Consider the following 20,585-nt stretch of genomic DNA (forward strand, 5'->3'; position numbering starts at 1 on the left):
TCAGTTCTCCCAGTCCGAGGCCAGTTCGTCCTCGAACTCTTCGATCTCGCTCTGTGTGATCTCTATAAGCCCGACGTCATGCGGGGTGAGACCGCCCGCGTCGGGCCGCTGGGCGTAGCCCGCCAGGGCGGACAGCGCCTCGAACCAGCCGTCGGCGAAGGCCCGTACGTCGTCCTCGGTGAGCACGTCGGCGGCCCAGGTCCAGGTCGCGCCGAGGCGGGGTCCTTCCGCGCTCTCCTCGACGTACGCGTTGATCTCGATCGCGTGCGCCAGCGGGGTCGCCGGGTCCTCGCCGTCGGGGCGGGGGGCATCGGACGCCACCGACCAGTCGCCGGTCTCGCCGGGGATGAACCGGCCGAGGTAGTTGAAGCCGATCTCGGCGGCGGCGAGCCCCGCGAAGGCGGCGGCGGTCTCCGGGTTGAGGTAGCGCAGCAGCCCGTAGCCGAGGCCCTCCGAGGGCACGGCCCGCAGTTGCTCCTTGACGTTCTTGAGGACCGTGCCGGCGGCGGCGCCGGCCGCGAAGGCCTCGTCGAGGTCGGCGCCGGCGGTGTCCAGGAGCACCGGGTACAGGGCGGTGAACCAGCCGGTGGTCCGGGACAGGTCCAGCGCACCCGCGGTGTCGCGTCCGTGGCTCTCCACGTCGATCAGGACGGGCGCGTGGGCGTCGCCGCGCAGCCGGGCCGCGGCCAGGGCCAGGCCGGCCAGCAGGACGTCGTCCACGCCCGCCCCGACCACCGCCGGGGCGGTGGTGAGCAGGTGTCCGGTGGCCTCCGCCGGCAGGGTGCGGCGCAGCCGGCGGGCGGAGCCGAGGACGTCGACGGCCGGGTCGAGGGCGCGGGAGCCGAGCGGGAGCCGGCCGCGCCGCAGGGTGCCGGTCCAGTGGTCGAGTTCGGCCAGGGTCCGCGGGTCGCCGGCCCGCCCCGCGGCCCGCTCGGCCCAGCGGCGCAGCGAGGTGCCGCCGGAGTCGAGCCGGGGTTCGCGCCCGGCCAGGACCTCCCGCCAGGCCTCGAAGAGGTCGGGCAGCAGGATCCGCCAGGACACCCCGTCGATCGCGAGGTGGTTGACGGCGACCAGGAGCAGACCGGGCCGTTCGCCGCGGTCGAACCAGACGATCTCGATCACGGCCCCGTCGGCGGGGGCGAGCCGGCCGACGGCGGCCTGCCCGTGGGCGCGGACCGCTTCGGTCAGCTCGGCCTCGGAGAGGTCGGCGGCGTCCACCCGGCGCACCCGGTCCCTGGGGCGGAGCTCGTCGGCCTCGGGGATCTCGACGGTCCAGGTCGTGGCGTCGCCCGGGTCGGCGACGGCCACCCGCAGCCGCAGGCTGTCGTGGCGTTCCAGCAGCGCCCCGACCACGGCATGCAGCTTCGGCAGGTCGAGGGCGGCGGGCGCGCGCAGGACGGTGGTCTGGTTGAACCGGTCCATCGGGACCCGCCGGTCGGCGAGCCAGTGCAGCATCGGCCATGCGGGCAGGGCGCCGACGGCCTCGTCGGGTTCCTCGGCCTCCGTCTCGACGGCCGCCGCTGCGGCCCGGGCCAGCTCGGCGACCGTCCGGTGGGTGAAGACGTCGGCGCCGGTGATCCGCAGTCCCTCCCGGCGGGCGGCGCTGACCAGTTGGATGGCCATGATGCTGTCGCCGCCGAGGTCGAAGAAGGCGCCGTCGGCGTCCACGGACCCTTCGGGCAGGCCGAGGGTCTGGGCGAACAGCCGTACGAGGACCTCCTCTTCGGGGCTTTCGGCGGCGCGGCCGCCGGCGGTGCCGAACTCGGGGGCGGGCAGCGCCTTGCGGTCGAGTTTGCCGATCGGGGTGAGCGGCAGCTCGGTCAGCTCGACGATCGCGGCCGGGACCATGTAGTCGGGCAGGGTGCGGCCCAGGTGGGCGCCGATGGCGGCCCGGTCGTAGCCGGCTCCCGCCACGGTGTACGCGACCAGGCGCTTGTCCCCGGGCCGGTCCTCGCGGACGATCACCGCACTGGCGGTGACCCCGGGGACGGCGGCGAGCGCCGCCTCGATCTCGCCGAGCTCGATCCGGAAGCCGCGCAGCTTGACCTGCTCGTCGGCGCGTCCGGCGAACTCGACGAGTCCCCCGGCCGTCCAGCGGGCCAGGTCGCCCGTGCGGTACATCCGGCTGCCGGCGGGTCCGAACGGGTCGGCGGTGAACCGGTCCGAGGTGAGGTCCGGACGGTTCCAGTAGCAGCGGGCCAGGCCGGAGCCCGCGGCGTACAGCTCGCCGGTGACGCCCGGCGGGACGGGCCGCAGCGCGTCGTCGAGGATGTAGTGGCGCATGGCGTCCAGGGGCCGGCCGATCGGGACGCTGTGGGACCGGGGGTCGAGGGCGGCCGGGTCGACGCGGTGGGACAGCGCCATCACGGTGACCTCGGTCGGTCCGTAGGCGTTGACGACCCGCAGCTCCGGGGCGTGCTCCAGGATCCGCCGGACGGCGGCGCCGGAGACCACGTCGCCGCCGGTGGCGACCTGGCGGACGGAGGCGAAGGCCTCCGGGATCTCCTGGGCCAGGACCCGGAACAGGCCGGCCGTCAGGAACAGCGAGGTGATCCCGGTGTCCTCGATCAGCGCCCGCAGGTCCGCCACGTCCAGGTCGCCGGGCGGGGCCACGACGACCTGTCCGCCGCGTACGAGCGGCACCCAGAACTCCAGGATGGACGCGTCCCAGGCGTGCGGGGAGTGCAGCGGCACCCGGTCGGTGACGCCGTCCCAGCAGCGGTCGGCGGCGAGTTGGACGATGTCGCCGTGGGTGATGGCGACGCCCTTGGGCAGGCCGCTGGAGCCGGAGGTGAACATCACGTAGGCCAGCCGGTCCGGGGAGACCGGGACGGCGGGGTCGACGGCGGGCAGGCCGGCGGTGTCCGCCTCGGCGAGCACCAGGGCGGCCGGGGTGTCGAGGCCCTCGGCGCGTTCCCGGCAGGCCTCGTCCACGACCAGCAGCGGGGCCTGGACCTGGTCGAGCAGCCACGCGAGGCGGTCGTCGGGGTTGGCCGGGCTGAGCGGCACGTAGGCGGCGCCCGCCTTGACGATCGCGAGCAGGGTGACCGCGAGGGCGTCCGAGCGTTCCATCAGCACGCCGATCCGCGCCTCGGGCGTGACGCCCCGGCGCAGCAGGGCGTGGGCGAACCGGTTGGCCCGCGCGTCCAGCTCCGCGTAGCCGAGGGTGGTGCCGGCCCAGGCGAGGGCGGGCGCGTCGGGGTGTTCGGCCACCCGCCGGGCGAAGGCCTCGGGCAGGCTCGCCGGGGCCACCGGGGCGGCGGTCTCCAGCCAGCTGCCCAGGATGCGGTCGCGTTCCCCGTCCACGAGCACGTCGTGGGCGGAGATCGGGGCCTGCGGCCGGGTGGTCAGCGCGTCGAGGAGGGACACCAGGCGGCGGGCGATGCCGTCCACCGTGTCGGCGTCGAACATGTCCGCGCTGTACTCGACGGCGCCGGTCCAGTCGACGGGGGCGCCCGCCTCCCCGAGCCGGTCGGTGAGGGTGACGGTGAGGTCGAACTTGGCCACCGTCGGGTCCACCTGGCGGGGTGTCACCGTCAGTCCGGGCATCGCGGCGACCTCGGCGAGGGCCGTGCCGCCGGAGCTGTCCAGGCTGAGCACCACCTGGAAGAGGGGGTGGCGGGCGGCGGAGCGCTCGGGGCGCAACACCTCCACCAGCCGCTCGAAGGGCACGTCCTGGTGGGCGAAGGCGGCCAGGTCGGCCTCCCGGACCCGGCCGACCAGCTCGGCGAAGGTCGGGTCGCCCGACAGGTCCGCGCGCAGCACCAGGGTGTTGACGAAGAACCCGACCACGTCGGCCAGGGCCTCGTCGGTGCGGGAGGCGACCGGGGAGCCGATCGGGATGTCCGTGCCGGCGCCCAGCCGGGACAGCAGGGCCGCCAGCGCGGCCTGCACCACCATGAACGGCGTGGCGCGCAGCTCCCGCGCCACCCGGCCGACCCGCTCGTACAGCGCGTGGGGGACGGCGAAGGTGTGCCGGCCTGCGCGGTGCGGGCCGACCGCCGGGCGCGGCCGGTCCACCGGGAGCGTCAGCTCCTCCGGCAGGTCGCTCAACGCCTCCTGCCAGAAGCCGAGTTGGCGGCTCATTTCACTGTCTTCGGCGCTGTTGTCGCCGAGCCGGGCGTGCTGCCACAGGGCGAAGTCGGCGTACTGGGCGGGCAGCGGCGCCCACGCGGGGGCCCCGCCGCCGAGCCGGGCCGCGTAGGCCGCGGCCAGGTCCCGGGCCAGGACGGGCATGGAGGTGCCGTCGCCCGCGATGTGGTGGACCACGACCAGCAGCACGTGCTCCTCGGGGCCGACCTCGAACAGCCGGGCCCGGATGGGCACCTCGGCCGTCAGGTCGAAGCCGGCGGCCGCGCCGGCGTCGATCCGCTCCGCGAGGTCCTCGGGGCGCACCGGCAGGACGGGCAGGTCGACGGGGGCGTCCGGCAGGATCCGCAGCCAGGCCTCGGACCCGTTGCCGCCCCGGTCGTCGATCAGGGTGCGCAGGCTCTCGTGCCGGCGCACCACGTCCCCGAGGGCCTCGCGCAGGCGGTCCACGTCCAGGGCGCCGGTCAGGCTGAGCGCGATCGGGATGTTGTACGTGGTGTCCGGTCCGGTGAGCCGGTCCAGCAGCCACAGCCGCTGCTGGGCGTGGGAGAGCGGGATCCGCTCCGGGCGCGGCAGCGCGGTCAGGGCGGGCAGGCCGGCGCCCTCGGAGCCGGCCGTCCGGCGGGCCAGGGCCGCCGGGGTGGGGGCCTCGAAGAGCTCGCGGACGCCGACCTCGACGCCGAGCGCCGCCCGGATCCGGGCGACCAGGCGCATGGCGAGCAGCGAGTGGCCACCGAGGTCGAAGAAGGAGTCGTCCACGCCGACCCGGTCCACGCCGAGCACCTCGGCGAAGGCGTCCACGAGGAGTTCCTCGACCGGTGTGGCGGGGGCGCGGCCGGCGGCGCGGGCGGGCGCCTGGGGGGCCGGCAGCGCGGCCCGGTCCAGCTTGCCGTTGACGGTCAGCGGCAGCCGGTCGAGCACGACCACGGCGGAGGGCACCATGTGGGACGGCAGCGCTCCGGACACCGCCTCGCGCAGCGCGCCGCCGGTGTCGGCGGCCGCGCCGCCGGCCGGGTCGGTGACCACGTAGGCGACCAGGCGCCGGTCTCCGGGGTCGTCGGGGTTGTCCTCGCGGACGACGACGGCCGCCTGGGCCACCGACGGCAGGGCCAGCAGCGCCGACTCGATCTCGCCCGGCTCGATGCGGAACCCGCTCACCTTCACCTGCGCGTCGGCCCGGCCCAGGTACTCCAGGGAGCCGTCGGTGCGGCGCCGGGCGAGGTCGCCCGCCCGGTACATGCGCTCGCCCGGCGCGCCGAACGGGTCGGCGACGAAGCGGGTCGAGGAGAGTCCGGGCCGGTGGGCGTAGCCCCGGGCCACTCCCCCGCCGGAGACGTACAGCTCGCCCACGACCCCCGGGGGGACCGGCCGCAGCCGCTCGTCCAGGACGTGGACCCCGAGGTCGGGGATGCCGACCCCGATGGCGCCGACGACACCGGCGCGCACCTCGTCGGCGGTCAGCAGGCGGTGGGTGACGTGCACCGTGGTCTCGGTGATGCCGTACATGTTGACCAGGGCGGGGCTGTCGTCGGCGTGCCGCTCGTACCAGGGCAGCAGGCGGGCCGGGTCGAGGGCCTCGCCGCCGAAGACCACGTAGCGCAGGGAGAGCGCGGCGCCGCCCACCGCCTCGTCGGCGCGGATCAGTTCGTTGAAGGCGGACGGGGTCTGGTTCAGGACGGTGACCCGCTCCCGTTCCAGCAGTTCCAGGAAGGCCGCGGGCTCCCGGGTGACCGCGTGCGGGACGACCACGAGCCGGCCGCCGTGCAGCAGCGGTCCCCACAGCTCCCACACCGAGAAGTCGAAGGCGTAGGAGTGGAAGAGGGTCCAGGTGTCGTCGGCGCCGAAGCCGAACCAGTGGTCGGTGGAGTCGAAGAGCCGCAGCACGTTGCGGTGGGTGACCACGACGCCCTTGGGGGTGCCGGTGGAACCGGAGGTGTAGATGACGTAGGCGGCGTGGTCCGCGGCGGCGGCCGGCGCCGGGTCGGCGGGGTCGCGCCGGGCCAGGTCGGCTTCGACGGCCTCGTCGTCCAGGGCCAGCCAGGTGTCGTCGCCGCCGAGGGCGGCCGCGGTGGACCGGGTGGCGACGGTGAGGACGGGCCGGGTGTCGTTCAGCAGCAGGGCCACCCGCTCGGCCGGGTAGGCGGGGTCCACGGGCAGGTAGCCGGCGCCGGACTTGAGGACCGCGAGCACGGCCACGGCCAGGTCGGGCACCCGGGGCAGGGCCAGGGCGACGAACCGCTCGGGCCCGGCTCCCCGCTCGCGCAGCACCGCGGCGAGCCGGTTGGCCCGCGCGTTCAGCTCCGCGTACGTCAGCGCGCTCGCCCTGGCCCCCTCGTCCTCGCCGGTGACGGCGATGGCGTCGGGGTGGGCGGCGGCGACGGCCTCGAAGCGCCGGACGATGGAGTCCTCGGCGGCGACGGGCGCGTGCGGCTCGGCCGGGGTGTGCGCCCAGTCGGTCAGCAGCAGTCGGCGCTCCTCGGGCGCCAATACGTCCAGGTCGGTGACGGGCCGGGCCGGGTCGGCGAGGGCCGCGCCGAGCAGCCGGACGAGCCGGTCGCCCAGGCTCGCGACGGTCCGCGCGTCGAACAGGTCGGCGCTGTACTCCAGGTCCGCCGCGATCCCGGCGGGCGCGGCCCCGGCCGTGCGCCGCGGGCGCAGGTGCAGGACGAGGTCGAACTTGGCGGCGTCGGCGGTCAGGTGGAGCGGCTCGACGGCGAGGCCGGGCAGCTCCTCCAGGGACTCCAGGGCGCGGCTGTCGTCGTCGCCCCATTCGACGACCACCTGGAAGAGGGGGTGGCGGCCGGCGGAGCGCTCCGGGCGCAGCGCCTCCACGAGCCGCTCGAAGGGCACGTCCTGGTGGGCGAAGGCGGCCAGGTCGGCCTCCCGGACCCGGCCGACCAGCTCGGCGAAGGTCGGGTCGCCCGACAGGTCGGTGCGCAGCACCAGGGTGTTGGCGAAGAGACCCACCACGTCGGTCAGGGCCTCGTGGGAGCGGCCGGCGATCGGGGAGCCGATCGGGATGTCCGTGCCGGCGCCCAGCCGGGACAGCAGGGCCGCCAGTGCGGCCTGCACCACCATGAACGGGGTGGCCCGCAGCTCGCGGGCGAGCCGTGTCAGCTCCTCGTGCAGGTCGGCGGGCAGCTCGAAGCGGTGGCGGCCGGCGCGGTGCGGGCCGGCCGGCGGGCGCGGCCGGTCGGTGGGCAGGGCCAGTTCCTCGGGCAGGCCGGCGAGCGCGGTCCGCCAGTGGTCGAGTTGGCGCCCGAGCAGGGAGTCCGGGTCGTCCTCTTCGCCTAGGGCGGCCCGCTGCCAGAGGGCGAAGTCCGCGTACTGCGGGACGCTCCCGGGCCGTTCGGGCGTGGCGCCGGCCAGGCGGGCGCGGTAGCCGGCGACGAGGTCGCGGGCGAGCACCGGCACAGAGGCGCCGTCACCGGCGATGTGGTGGACCACGACGAGCAGCACGTGCTCCTCGGGGCCGACCGCGAACAGCAGGGCCCGGATCGGCACCTCGGCCGTCAGGTCGAAGGGCCGGGCGACGGCCTCGCGCAGGGCGCCGGCCAGGTCGCCGGCGGTGACCTCGATCCGCTCGACGGGCGGCCGGGCGGACACGATCCGCTGGTACGGGCCCTCCTCGTCCTCGGCGATCAGGGTGCGCAGGCTCTCGTGCCGGGCCGTCAGGTCGTCGAGGGCGGCGGTGAGCGCCTCCTCGTCCAGGGTTCCGGTCAGCCGCAGGGCCATCGGGATGTGGTAGGCGGTGTTCGGTCCGTCGAAGCGGTCGAGGAACCACTGCCGCTGCTGTGCGTAGGACAGCGGGAGCCGCTCCGGGCGGGGCAGGGAGCCGGGCGCGCCGGCCTCGGCGCGCGGTCCGCCGGAGGCGGCCCGGGCCAGCTCGCGGACCGTGGGCGTCTCGAACACCTCCCGGACCCCGAGCTCCACGCCGAGCACGGCGCGCGCCCGGGCCACCAGGCGCATCGCGAGCAGCGAGTGGCCGCCGAGGTCGAAGAAGGAGTCGTCCACGCCGACCCGGTCCACGCCCAGCACCTCGGCGAAGACCTCGGCGAGGAGTTCCTCGACCGGTGTGGCGGCCTCGCGGCCGGCGCCGGCGCCCAGCTGCGGGGCGGGCAGGGCGGCCTCGTCCAGCTTGCCGTTCACGGTGACCGGCAGCCGGTCGAGGACGACGACGGCGGCGGGCACCATGTGGTCCGGGAGGGATTCGCGCAGCCGGGCGCGCAGCGCCTCGGGCACCACCGTGGCGCCGGGGGCGGGCACCGCGTAGGCGACCACGCGCCGGTCGCCGGGCCGGTCCTCGCGGACGACGACGGCGCTCGCCGCGACTTCGGCGGCTGCGACGACGGCGGCCTCGATCTCGCCCGGCTCGATGCGGAAGCCGCGCAGCTTGATCTGCCGGTCGGCGCGGCCGGCGTAGGCCAGCTGCCCGTCCTCGCGCCAGGCGACGAGGTCGCCGGTGCGGTACAGGCGGGTGCCGGGCGCGCCCCAGGGGTCGGCGACGAACCGTTCGGCGGACAGCGCGGGCCGGTCCAGGTAGCCGCGCGCCAGACCGGCGCCGGCCACGTACAGCTCGCCGACCACGCCCACCGGGACGGGCTGGAGGTGGGCGTCGAGGACGCGGACCGCCATGCCCGGCAGGGCGCCGCCGATGGGCGGGACGCCGGGCCCGGACAGCGGGGCGCTCATGGTGGCGCACACCGTCGTCTCCGTCGGCCCGTACGCGTTGACCATCCGGCGGCCGGCCGACCAGAGTTCGGCGACCTGCGGGGGGCACTGCTCGCCGGCGACGGCCAGGCTGCGCAGGGTCGGCAGGTCCTTCGGGGCCAGTTCGCGCAGGGCGGCCGGTGGCAGGGTGGCGTGGGTGACGCCGTGGGCGGCCACGGTACGGGCCAGCGGGGTGCCCGGCAGCAGCTCGTCGCGGGGGGCCAGGACCAGGCGGGCGCCGGCGAGCAGGGTGACGACCACCTCGGAGACGGACGCGTCGAAGCTCGGCGAGGCGAACTGCAGGACGCGGCTGTCCTCGTCCACGTCGAAGGCGGCGCGCTGGGCCCGGGCCAGCCCGGGGATGCCGCCGTGGGTGACCACGACGCCCTTGGGGCGGCCGGTGGAGCCGGAGGTGTAGATCACGTAGGCGGCCTGGTCGGGACGGAAGCTCCGGTCGGGCAGGGGGCCTTCGCCGGACAGGTCCAGCGTCTGCGTGTCGAGCCGGCGCAGGCCGGTCTCGGGCAGCTCGATGTCCGCCGAGGTCAGGACCAGTTCGGGGGCGGCGTCGGCCAGGGTCTGCGCGATCCGCTCGGCCGGGTGGGCGGGGTCGATGGGCACGAACGCACCGCCCGCCAGGGCGACCGCGTGCAGGGCCACCACCAGCTCGGTGGAGCGCGGCAGCACGATCGCGACCCGCTTCTCGGTGTCCACGCCGGCCTCGGCCAGGATCCGGGCGAGCGCCCCGGCCCGGCCGGCCAGGTCGCGGAAGGTCAGGGTGTCCGCGCCGGAGACCAGCGCCGGGGCGTCGGGGGTGCGGCGGACCCGGTCGAGGAACAGTTCGGGCCAGGAGCGGGGGTCGGTGGCGTCCTCGGGGCCGCGGCCGAGCTCCAGCAGGGCCGTCCGGGCGGCGGTGTCGTGGGCGGAGATCCGGCCGACCGGGGTGCCGGGCTCGGTGACCACCGCGCGCAGCAGCCGGCGCAGCAGCCCGGCGATCTCCCGTACCCGCTCGGTGGTGAGCACGTCGGGGCGGTGGTGCAGGCGCAGGTGCAGGCCGTCGGCGGTCGGGCTCGCCTCCATGGCGAGGGCGTAGTGGGTCACGGAGTGGTGGCCCACGGCGCCGGCCTCCAGTCCGGCGCGCCGCGCGACGGCCTTGAGCGCCTCGGTGTCCAGCGGGTAGTTCTCGAACACCATCGAGGTGTCGAAGAGTTCGCCGTGTCCGGCGGCCCGCTGGATGTCCACCAGGCCGAGGTGGTGGTGCTCGACCAGGCGCGCCTGCTCCAGCTGCAGGCGGCGGGCGAGGTCCGCGACCGGCTCGCCGGCGCGCAGGGTCGCCCGCAGCGGCACGGTGTTGACGAAGAGGCCGACCATGTCGGCCACTCCGGGCAGGTCCGCGGGCCGGCCGCTGACCGTGGTGCCGGTCACCACGTCGTCGCGGCCGGTGAGGCGGGCCACCAGGAGCAGCCAGGCGACCTGGACGAGGGTGTTGACGGTGACGCCCATGCGGCGGGCGGCGGCCTCCGTGTCGAGGCCCTCGACGGTGACGTCGAGCCGGCCGGGCTCCTGTCCGGCGGGGGCCGGGGCGAGGGCCAGCAGGGTGCCTCCGTCGAGGCCGGCCAGGGCGTCGCGCCAGGCGGCGCCGGCGCTCTCGCGGTCCTGTCGGGCCAGCCAGGCCAGGTATTCGCTGTGCGGGCGGGCCTCGGGCAGCGGGTCGCCCAGGTAGTGGGCCATCAGCTCGCGCAGCATCACGGGCATCGACCAGCCGTCGCGGACGCTGTGGTGGGCGGTGACGACGAGGGTGTGGCGCTCGCCGAGCGAGGCCACCGTCCAGCGGACCAGCGGCGGGGTGGTGACGTCGAAGCCGCGCCGGCGGTCGGCCTCGCACAGCGCGTCCAGGGCGGACGCGTCGGGCAGGTCGACCTCGGTGAGGTCCAGCGGCGGGTTCGCGAGGACCACCTGTACGGGCGTGCCGTGCGAGGTGCGGCGGAAGGCGGCCCGCAGGGCCGGGTGCCGGCGCTGCACCTCGGCGGCGGCCGCGCGCAGCCGGGCCCGGTCCAGGGGGCCGTTCAATCCGACGCGGAGCTGGGAGACGTACGGGTCGTCGGCGCCGTCGCCGTACTGGTGGTGGAAGAGCAGGCCCTCCTGGAGCGGGGCGAGCGGCAGCAGCTCCGCCACGTCCGGGTCCGCCTCCAGTTCGCGGATCTCCGTCTGCCGCAGCTCCACGAGCAGGTCGGACGGGGTGTGTCCGCCGGCGCCGGGGCGGGCGCCGTGGCCGGCGAGGCCGCGCAGCGCGGTGAACCACAGCTCGGCGAGCCGGGCCGCCTCGGCGTCGTCGACGAGGGCGCGGGCCCAGGTCCAGGTGGCGACGAGCTCGGGGCCGTCGGGGCCCTCGTGGGCGGCCGCGTTGACCTCCACGACGTGCGAGAGCGGCACTTCGGGGGCGTCGTCGGCGCCGACCGCGGCCAGTTCCCAGCCGGGGGCGAGCGCGCCGGCCAGGCTCACCCGGCCCAGGTAGTTGAAGCCGATCTGCGCCTCGGGCAGCTCCGCGAAGAGCGGTGCGGTCCGCGGGTCGGTGAAGCGGGCGAGGCCGTGGCCGATGCCCTGACGGGGGGTGGCGCGCAGCCGTTCCTTGACGGCGCGCAGGGCGTCCCCGGCGGCGTCCGTGCCGTCGAGGACGGCGCGGGGGCCGTCCGCCCCGGTGTCGAGGCGGACGGGGTGGGCGACGGTGAACCAGCCGACGGTGCGGGAGAGGTCGGCGCCGGGGACCAGGTCCTCGTGGCGGCCGTGGCTCTCGACGTCCACCAGCAGGTCGGCCCGGTCGCCGCGCCACAACGGGACGGCGGCGGCGAGCGCGGTCAGCAGCACGTCGTCGGGGCCGGCGTGGAAGGCCGCGGGCAGGGCCGCGAGCACCGCGCCGGTCACGTCGGCGGGCAGCCGCAGGGTCAGCCGTCCGGCGTCGCCGCGCAGGTCGAGGGCGGGGTCGAGGAGGCGCGGCCCGATCAGCGGGTCGCCCGCCGCGAGCAGCTCGCGCCACCGGTCGGCGTCGTCGGTGGGCAGCGCGGTGAACGCGCGGGCCCAGTGGGCGAACGAGGTGCCCGCCGGGGGCAGTTCGGGGCTGCGGCCGGCGGTGGCCGCCTCCCAGGCCTCGGCGAGGTCGGGCACGATGATCCGCCACGACACCCCGTCCACGGCCAGGTGGTGGACGACGAGCAGGAGCCGGCCGGGGTTCTCGGGGCCGCGGTCGAACCAGACGGCGCGCAGCATCCGCCCGGCGGTCGGGTCGAGGCCGTCGCGGGCGGCGCCGGTGTGCTCGGCGACGAGGGCGGTGAGCTCCTCGTCGGAAGTGTCGGCGGGGGCGTCGATCCGGGTGAGCAGGGAGTCGGCCAGGGCCGCGGGTCCGGCCGGGCCCACCGGCGTGATGGTGAGGCCGTCCGCGTCCGCGACGCTCATCCGCAGGGTCTCGTGCCGCTCCAGGACGGCTCCGAGGGCCGCCGCCAGGTGCTCCCGGGTGGTCGGGGGCAGGGTCAGGGTGACCGACTGGTGGTACTGGGCGAACCGGCCGCCGCGCGTCACCAGGCGGCGCATCAGCGGCAGGAGCGGCGCGTGGTCCGGACCCGGCTCGGCCGCGGGGGCCGTGGCCGGTTCGGTCTCCGCCGCCAGGGCGGCGGCCAGCCGGGCCGCCGTGCGGTGTTCGAAGACGTGCCGGGCCGTGAACCGCAGACCCGCGACCCGACCCCGCCCGACCAACTGGATCGACATGATGCTGTCGCCACCCAGGCCGAAGAAATCGTCTTCGACTCCCACGTCCTCGCGGCCCAGCACCTGCCGGAACAGCCCCAGCACCCGCTCCTCCAGCGCGCCGGAGGCGGTACGGGTCGCGGTGCCGGCGGCGAGGGCGGGCTCGGGCAGGGCCGCCCGGTCCACCTTGCCGTTCGGGGTCAGCGGCAGCGCGTCGAGCACGACGAAGGCGGCGGGCACCATGTACTCCGGCAGTGCCTCGCGCATCCGCGCCTCGACGACGGCGGTGTCCACGCCCTCGGGCGCCACCAGGTAGCCGACGAGGCGGGGTTCGCCGGCGGTGCCGCGGACGGCCGCCGCGGCGCGCCGGACCCCGGGCACGGTCTCGGCCGCCGCCTCGACCTCGCCGAGCTCGATCCGGAAGCCGCGCACCTTGACCTGGTCGTCGATCCGGCCGAGGTATTCGACGGCGCCGTCCGGGCGCTGGCGCGCCAGGTCGCCGGTGCGGTACATGCGGGCGCCGGGGCGGCCGTACGGGTCGGCCACGAACCGGTGGGAGCTCTGGCCGGGCAGGCCGAGGTAGCCGCGGGCCAGGCCCTCGCCGGCGAGGTACAGCTCGCCGCGGGCGCCGGGCCGCACCGGCCGCAGGCCGGTGTCGAGGACGTACACCCGGGCGTACGGGAAGGGCCGGCCGATCGGGACCGGGCCGTCGGCGAGCGGCTCGCCGGGCGCGATCCGGAACTCCATGACGTTGACGGTGGCCTCGGTCGGACCGTACGCGTTGATCACGGTCGCGTCGGGGTGCGCTGCCCGCCAGCCGGCGAGCATCTCGCCGCGCAGGGCCTCGCCGCCGAGCACCAGGGTCCCGTACGGGGACATCTCCTCGGGCAGCGTGTCGAGCAGGCGCAGGTGGCTGGGCGTGCCCTTGAGGAAGCTCGGGCGCTCGGCCCCGACCGCGTCCGGGAGTTCGGCCAGGTGCACGCAGCCGCCCGCGACGAGCGGCGTGTGCAGGCAGGTGACGGTGAGGTCGAAGGAGACCGAGGTGTGGGCGAGGGCGAGGCCGGCCGCGTCCGGGTAGGCCGCGCGGGCCCGGCTCAGGTAGGCGCCGAGTGCCCGGTGTTCCACGACCACGCCCTTGGGCCGGCCGGTGGAGCCGGAGGTGAAGATCACGTAGGCGGCGTCCTCGGGGCGGGGCGCCCGGCCGACCGCGTCGGCCTCGGCGGTGCTGGGGCGCAGCACCTCCAGGCCGGCCGGCGCCAGGTCCGCGTCGGCCGCGACGACCAGGGCCGGGTCGCTGTCGGCGAGGATCACGGCGATCCGCTCCGCCGGGTAGGCGGGGTCCACCGGAACGTAGGCGGCGCCGGACTTGAGCACGCCGAGCAGTGCGACCGGCAGGTCCACCGAGCGCGGCAGCATCACCGCGACCAGCCGGCCCGGGCCGGCCCCGCGGGCGATCAGCTCGGCCGCCACGGCGTTGGAGCGGCGGTCGAGCTGCCGGTAGGTCAGCCGCTCACCGCCGGCGAGCACGGCAGGCGCATCCGGGGTGCGGGCCACCTGCTCGGCGAACAGCCCGGGCAGGGTGGCGGACGCCGCCGGGTCGCGGAACGGCGGGTTCCAGTCCAGCAGCGCCGCGCGGCGCTCGGCGGCCCCGGCCCCGGCCGAGCGGCCGAGCGGGGTGCCGGGCGCGGCGGCGAACGCGCGCAGGGTCGCGAGCAGTTCCGCGGCCGCGGTCCGCGCGGTCTCCTCGTCCACCAGGTGGGGCTGGTGGCGCACCCTCAGCAGCATCTCCTCGCCGGGTTCGACGACGATGTTGAGGGCGAAGTGGCTGCCGTCGCGAACCCGGGCGTCGGTCAGCTCCAGTCCGGCGGCGGCCGCGGAGGCGGCGATGGCCTCCCGGTCCAGGGGGTAGTTCTCGAAGCTGAGCGAGGTGTCGAAGAGCTCGCCCAGGCCCAGGGCGCGCTGGATGTCGCCGAGGGCGACGTGCTGGTGGTCCAGGAGTACGGACTGCTCGCGGCCGAGCCGGACGGCGAGGTCGCCGAGGCTCTCGCGGGGGTCGAGCCGGACCGCCAGCGGCACGGTGTTGATGAAGAGGCCGACCAGTTCGTCGGCGCCGGGCAGATCGGCGGGGCGGCCCGCCACGGTGACGCCGAACAGGGCCTCGTCGCGGCCGGTCAGGCCGCGCAGCACGATCGCCCAGGCGGCCTGCACCAGGGTGTTGACGGTGACGCCGCGCTCCCGGGCGGTGGCGGCCAGGGCCGCGGTCTCCTCGCGGGTCAGCGCGTGGTCCCGGCGGACGGGCTCCCGCACGTGGTCGTCGCGTTCCCCGGCGACCCGGGAGGGCTCGGTCACTTCGGCGAGCGCGGCCCGCCACACGTCCAGCGAGGCCTCGGTGTCGGTGCCGCCGAGCCAGGCGAGGTGGTCGCGGTAGCGGGCCGTGCCCTCGGCGGGCGGGGTGGCGCCCGGGTCGGCGGCGCCGGCCGCGTACTCCGCGAAGAGGTCCCGGCCGACGATCGGCAGCGACCAGCCGTCCACCACGATGTGGTGCAGCGTCAGGACCAGGGAGCCGGTGCCGTCCGCGCGGCGCACGGCCGCCGCCCGCACGAGCGGGGGGCTGGTCAGGTCGAAGCGGGTGGCCTTGTCCTCGTCGAGGAGCGCGGCGAAGGCGGCGGCGTCGGCGACGGTCACCTCCCGGACCGGGACGGTCGGCCCCTCGTGCACGACCTGCACCGACCGCTGGTCCTCGGTGGTGCGGAAGCCGGCGCGCAGCGCCTCGTGCCGGCGCAGCAGCCGGTCCAGGGCCCCGCCGAGGCGCTCGACGTCCACCGGCTCGGCGAAGTCGAGGACCACCTGGAGGGTGTACGGGTCGTTGTCGGTGTCGTCGAAGGCGTGGTGGAAGAGCAGGCCCTCCTGGTTGGGGGCGAGGGGCAGCACCACCTCGACGCCGGGCTCGGCGGCCAGTCGCCCGGCCTCCTCGGCGGACACGGGCAGGGTGATCCCCCGGGCCTGCGGCCGCTCGTGGGCCACGCACACCTCGGCCAGGGCGGCGACGGTGCGCCGCTCGAACAGGTCGCGGAAGCCGAAGGAGACACCCCTGCTCCGGGCCCGGCCCAGCAGCCGGAAGCCGAGGACGCTGTCGCCGCCGAGGGCGAAGAAGTCCTCGTCGACGCCGACCGTGTCGACGCCGAGCACCTCGGCCCAGAGCGCGCACAGGAGTTCCTGCGTCGGCGTCTGCGGGCCCCGGACGGAAGCGCCGGCGATCACCGGGACGGGCAGGGCCCGCCGGTCGATGCCGCCGCCGGGGGCCGTCGGCAGGGTGTCCAGGGTGACCAGCACGGAGGGGACCATGTAGTCCGCCAGCGCGTCCGCCACGGCGTCCCGCAGGGCCGCCGGCTCCACGGCGGCGCCCCGGCGGGGCACCACGTAGCCGACGAGACGGCGCTCGCCCGGGGTGTCCTCGCGTACGGTCACGACGGCGCGGACCACGTCGGGTTGGGCCGCCAGGACGGCCTCGACCTCGGCCGGGTCGAACCGGAAGCCGCGCAGTTCGAGCAGGTCGCGGCGGTCCTCGCCGACGACCGGCCCGCGGTCGGGCACGAGGTCGCCGACCGGGGTGCCGGGGGCGCTCGCCAGCCGGGTGAGCGTCGCGGTGAACCGGTCCAGCAGCGCCTCGGCCGCGGCCGGGTCGAAGAGGTGGGGCCGGCAGGCGAGTCGGGCGGTCAGCCGCTCGCCGGGGACGGCGGTGAGGGTGAGCGGGTAGTGGGTCGCGTCGACGACGTCGGCGGCGCCGACCACGAGCCCGCTCTCGCGGGCCACGCTCTCGATCGCGGCCCGGTCCACGGGGTAGTTCTGGAAGGCGACGAGGGTGTCGAAGAGGCCGGCGACCCCCGCCGCACGCTGGATCTCGACGAGCGGAAGGTACTGGTGGGCGAGGAGGTCGGCCTGGCCGTCCTGGATGGCGCGGGCGAGCTCGGCCAGGGTGCGGCCGGCGGCCGGCCGGGCCCGCAGCGGCACGGTGTTGACGAAGAGTCCGGCCATCTCGGCCACGCCGGGCACCTCGGCGGGGCGGCCCGCCACGGTGATGCCGAAGACCACGTCGTCGCGGCCGGTCAGCTCGCGCAGCGCGACCGACCAGGCGGCCTGCACCAGGCTGTTGGTGGTGACGCCCAGCTCGCGGGCCGCGCGCTCCACGCTCCGGGTGGTGTCGGCGTCCAGCGAGCGTTCGATCCGCACGGCGGCCGCGGCGCCCGCGGCGGCGGCGGACGCGGGCTCCGGGGCGCCGATCAGGGTCGGTCGGACCCCGGCCAGGGCCTCGCCCCAGGCGGTGGCGGAGGCCTCGTGGTCGCGGCCGGCCAGCCAGCCGAGGTGGTCGCGGTAGGGCCGGGGCTCGGGGCCCACGGGCCCGCCGCGGTAGGCGCGCAGGGTCTCGCCGAGCACGATCGGCACCGACCAGCCGTCGAGGACGAGGTGGTGGCAGGTCACCACGAGGCGGTGTCCGTCGTCCAGGCGCAGCAGCGCGGCGCGCAGCAGCGGGGCGGCGGCGAGGTCGAAGGGGGCCCGGGCCTCGGCGCGCAGCACGGCGTCGAGGTCGTCCGCGCGTCCGCGCAGGTCGTGGACGCGCCACGGCACCTCGACCTGCCGGCGTACGACGAGGACCGGCCGGCTGACCTCCTCGTGGGCGATCCCGGAGCGCAGTACGGGGTGGCGGGCGAGGACGGTGTCGAGGGCGGCGCGCAGCCGGTCGGCGTCCACCTCGCCGCCGAGGTCGAGGCCGACGTGGACGGTGTAGACGTCGCCGTCGCGGCCGGCCGTGGCGCTGTGCACCACCAGCCCTTCCTGGAGCGGCGTGAGCGGCAGCACTTCCTCGACCGCGGGGTCGGCGAGCAGCGCGGCGAGCTCGGCGGCCGGCAGCGGGTCGGGCAGCGGGGCCGCCGGCGCGGCCGCGTCGGCCGGGTCGCCGACGCCGCAGAAGGGGGCGAGGCGGGCGACGGTGCGCATCCGGAAGAGGTCGCGGATCGGCACGGTGAGCCCCTCGCGGGCGGCGCGCGCGACGACCCGGGTGGCCGAGAGCGAGGTGCCGCCGAGGGTGAAGAAGTCGTCGTCGACGGTGACGGCGTCCAGGCCGAGCACCTCCGCGTAGAAGCCGCACAGCCGCTCCTCCAGTGGGGTGCGCGGGGCCCGCCCGTCGGGCAGGGTGACCCGCACGGGCGCGGGCAGGGCGCGCCGGTCGAGCTTGCCGTTGGGGGTCAGCGGCAGCGCGTCCAGGACGACCACGGCCCCGGGCACCATGTACTCGGGCAGCGTTTCGGCCAGGTGGGCGCGCAGGCTCGGCGAGTCGCCCTCGGGGGAGACCACGTAGGCCACCAGCCGCTTGTCGCCCGGGCGGTCCTCGCGCATCAGCACGGCGGCCCGCTCGACCGGCGGGTGGGAGAGCAGCGCGGCCTCGATGTCGCCGAGTTCGATGCGGAAGCCGCGCACCTTGACCTGGTGGTCCAGGCGGGACAGGAAGCTGAGGGAGCCGTCCTCCTCGACGCGGACCAGGTCGCCGGTCCGGTAGAAGCGGCCCGGTCCGTACGGGTTGGCCACGAACCGCTCGGCGGTCAGCCCGGGCCGGCCCCGGTAGCCGCGGGCCACGCCGTCGCCGGCGATGTACAGCTCGCCGCTGTACCCGGCCGGTACCGGGCGCAGCGCGCCGTCGAGCACGTACACCTGGGTGTTGAGGATGGGGGCGCCCAGCGAGACGGGTCCGCCGTCCACCGGCGCGGTCATCGACCAGACGGTGGTCTCGGTGGGGCCGTACATGTTGGTGACGGACGCGGCGTGTTCGGCCAGGACGCCGGCCAGGGACTGCGGCAGGGCCTCGCCGCCGGTCAGGATCCGCACCCCGGCGAAGACCTCGGGGCGGGTCTCCACGAGCGCCTGCCACAGGCTGGGGGTGGCCTGGACGACGGTGATCCGCTCGCGCTCGACGACGGCCCGCAGGGCGTCGGGGTCGAGCACCTCCTCCCGGCTCGCGAGCACCACCCGCGCGCCGGCGAGCAGCGGCTGGAAGATCTCCAGCACGGCGATGTCGAAGCTCACCGTGGTGACGGCGAGCAGCCGGTCCTCGGGGCCGACCGGCACGGCCCGGGCCATCGCCTCCAGGAAGTTGTCCATGGCGGCCCGTTCCAGGATGACGCCCTTGGGACGGCCGGTGGAGCCGGAGGTGTAGATGACGTAGGCGGTGGAGCTGCCGTTCTGGGGGCGGTCGAGCGGGCTCGCGTCCCCGGCGGCCCAGTCGACCGTGTCGAGGCGGAGCACGGGCACCTCGGGCGGCGCGGGCCAACCGGTGGTCGTGACGAGCAGCCCGGGCCGGGCGTCCTCGAGGATCATCGCCGTGCGATCGGCGGGGTGTTCGGGGTCGATCGGCAGGTAGGCGCCGCCGGTCTTGAGCACGGCGAGCAGGGTGACGACGAGGGCGGCGGTACGGGGCAGGGCCACCCCGACCAGCCGCTCGGGGCCGATGCCGCGCTCGGCCAGCAGGCGGGCGAGCCGGTTGGCGCGGGCGTCCAGCTCGGCGTAGGTCAGCGTCTCGTCGGCGCGCAGCGCGACGGCGTCGGGGGTCGCCGCGGCCTGCCGCTCGAACAGTTCGACGAGGCGGCCGGGAACCTCGCCGGCGGTGTCGTTGGGGCCGTGCAGCAGCCGGTCGGCGGTCTCTTCGGTGAACAGCTCGGCCCGCGCGACCGGGGCGTCGGGGTCGGCGGTGAGCGAGCCGAGCAGGGTCAGGAAGCGCTCCTGGTGGGCGCGGAGCGCGTCCTCGGAGTACAGCTCGGGGTTGGCGGCGAACTCCAGTCGGACGGTGCCGTCGGCGGGGTTGCCGTGCGTGGCGAGCGCCAGGTCGGCCACGGGTCCGTTGGACAGCTGGCGGGCGATGGCGACGACGTCGCCGAAGCTGGCCTTGGTGTCGAAGGACATGGCGTTGACGGCGGTGCCGAACATGCCGCCGTCGGTGCCGGTGAGGTCGCGGGCCTGGTGCAGCTCCTCGCGGCGGAAGCGCTGCACGCGCAGCATGGCGCCCAGTTCGGCGCGGGTCCGGTCGACCAGCTCGGCGAAGGTGGTGTCGGGGGTGACGGTCAGCCGCAGCGGCAGGTCGTTCGCGAGCATCGAGGGGGTGGCCAGCGCGGCCGGGGTGCGGCGGGCGGCCAGGGGCACGCCCAGGACGACGTCCTCGACGGACAGCAACCGGTGGTGGTAGACGGCGGTGGCGGCGGTGATCACGGCGGGCCAGTGCCCGGCGGCGGTGAGCGCGGAGGTCAGCTCCTGCGAGAGGTCGACGTGCAGGCGCAGGGCGCGGGGGGCCGGGCCGGCCACGCGGTCGGCGAGGGACTGGCGCTCCTCGACGCCGGCGAGGCGCTCCAGCAGGAAGTTCAGGTCGCTCTCGTGGTGGGCGGATTCGCGGTAGGCGCTCTCCTCGGCGACGAGTTCGCCGAGCCCGTGCCGGCGGGCCGGCGCCGGCTCCTCGCCCGCGAGCAGCGCGGTGTAGATCCGGGCGAGCCGGTCCAGGTAGCGGGTCTGGCCGAAGCCGTCCAGCACGATGTGGTGGTAGCGCAGGTACAGGAAGTGCCGGTCGTCGGCGACGATCAGCAGGGCGTGCCGGAAGAGGGTGTCGCCGCCGAGGTCCGGTACGGACGCCAGGTCGCGGTCCATCCAGGCGCGCGCGGCGGCCTCCGGGTCCTCTTCCGCGCGCAGGTCCACCACGTCCACCGTGTCGTCCACTTCGGCCCGGACGACCTGGAAGACCTCTCCGTCGTCGCCGAACCGGGACCGCAGGGTGTCGGTCTCGGCCACCGCCCGTACGACGGCTCTGCGCAGCACCTCGATGTCGAGGGGGGCGGAGTCGAAGTGGACGGCGCACTGGTAGAGCGGGCTCTCCGGTTCGAGCCGCTGCGCCACCCACACGCCGAGTTGGGCGGCGGTGACGGGCAGGCAGATGTCGTTACGAACCTCGGAAAGTGCCAACCGACTCACGCTCCCAGAACGGTGTACCAGTGCGGACCACAGCGGGCGCGCGGCCC

1 protein-coding gene is annotated in these 20,585 nt (G+C 76.4%); it reads right to left on the reverse strand.

Translation table 11 applies throughout. The annotated features are described in order from the left end of the window. The gene (locus tag ACFWBN_RS27440; protein ID WP_385180255.1) at window positions 1-20,538 is read right to left on the reverse strand and encodes a non-ribosomal peptide synthase/polyketide synthase; all 20,538 of its coding nucleotides are present in this window, start codon (window positions 20,536-20,538) and stop codon (window positions 1-3) included. Between the last annotated feature and the right edge of the window lie 47 nt (window positions 20,539-20,585).

It is taken from the genome of Streptomyces sp. NPDC059989 (genome assembly GCF_042736975.1).
Lineage (GTDB): Bacteria > Actinomycetota > Actinomycetes > Streptomycetales > Streptomycetaceae > Streptomyces.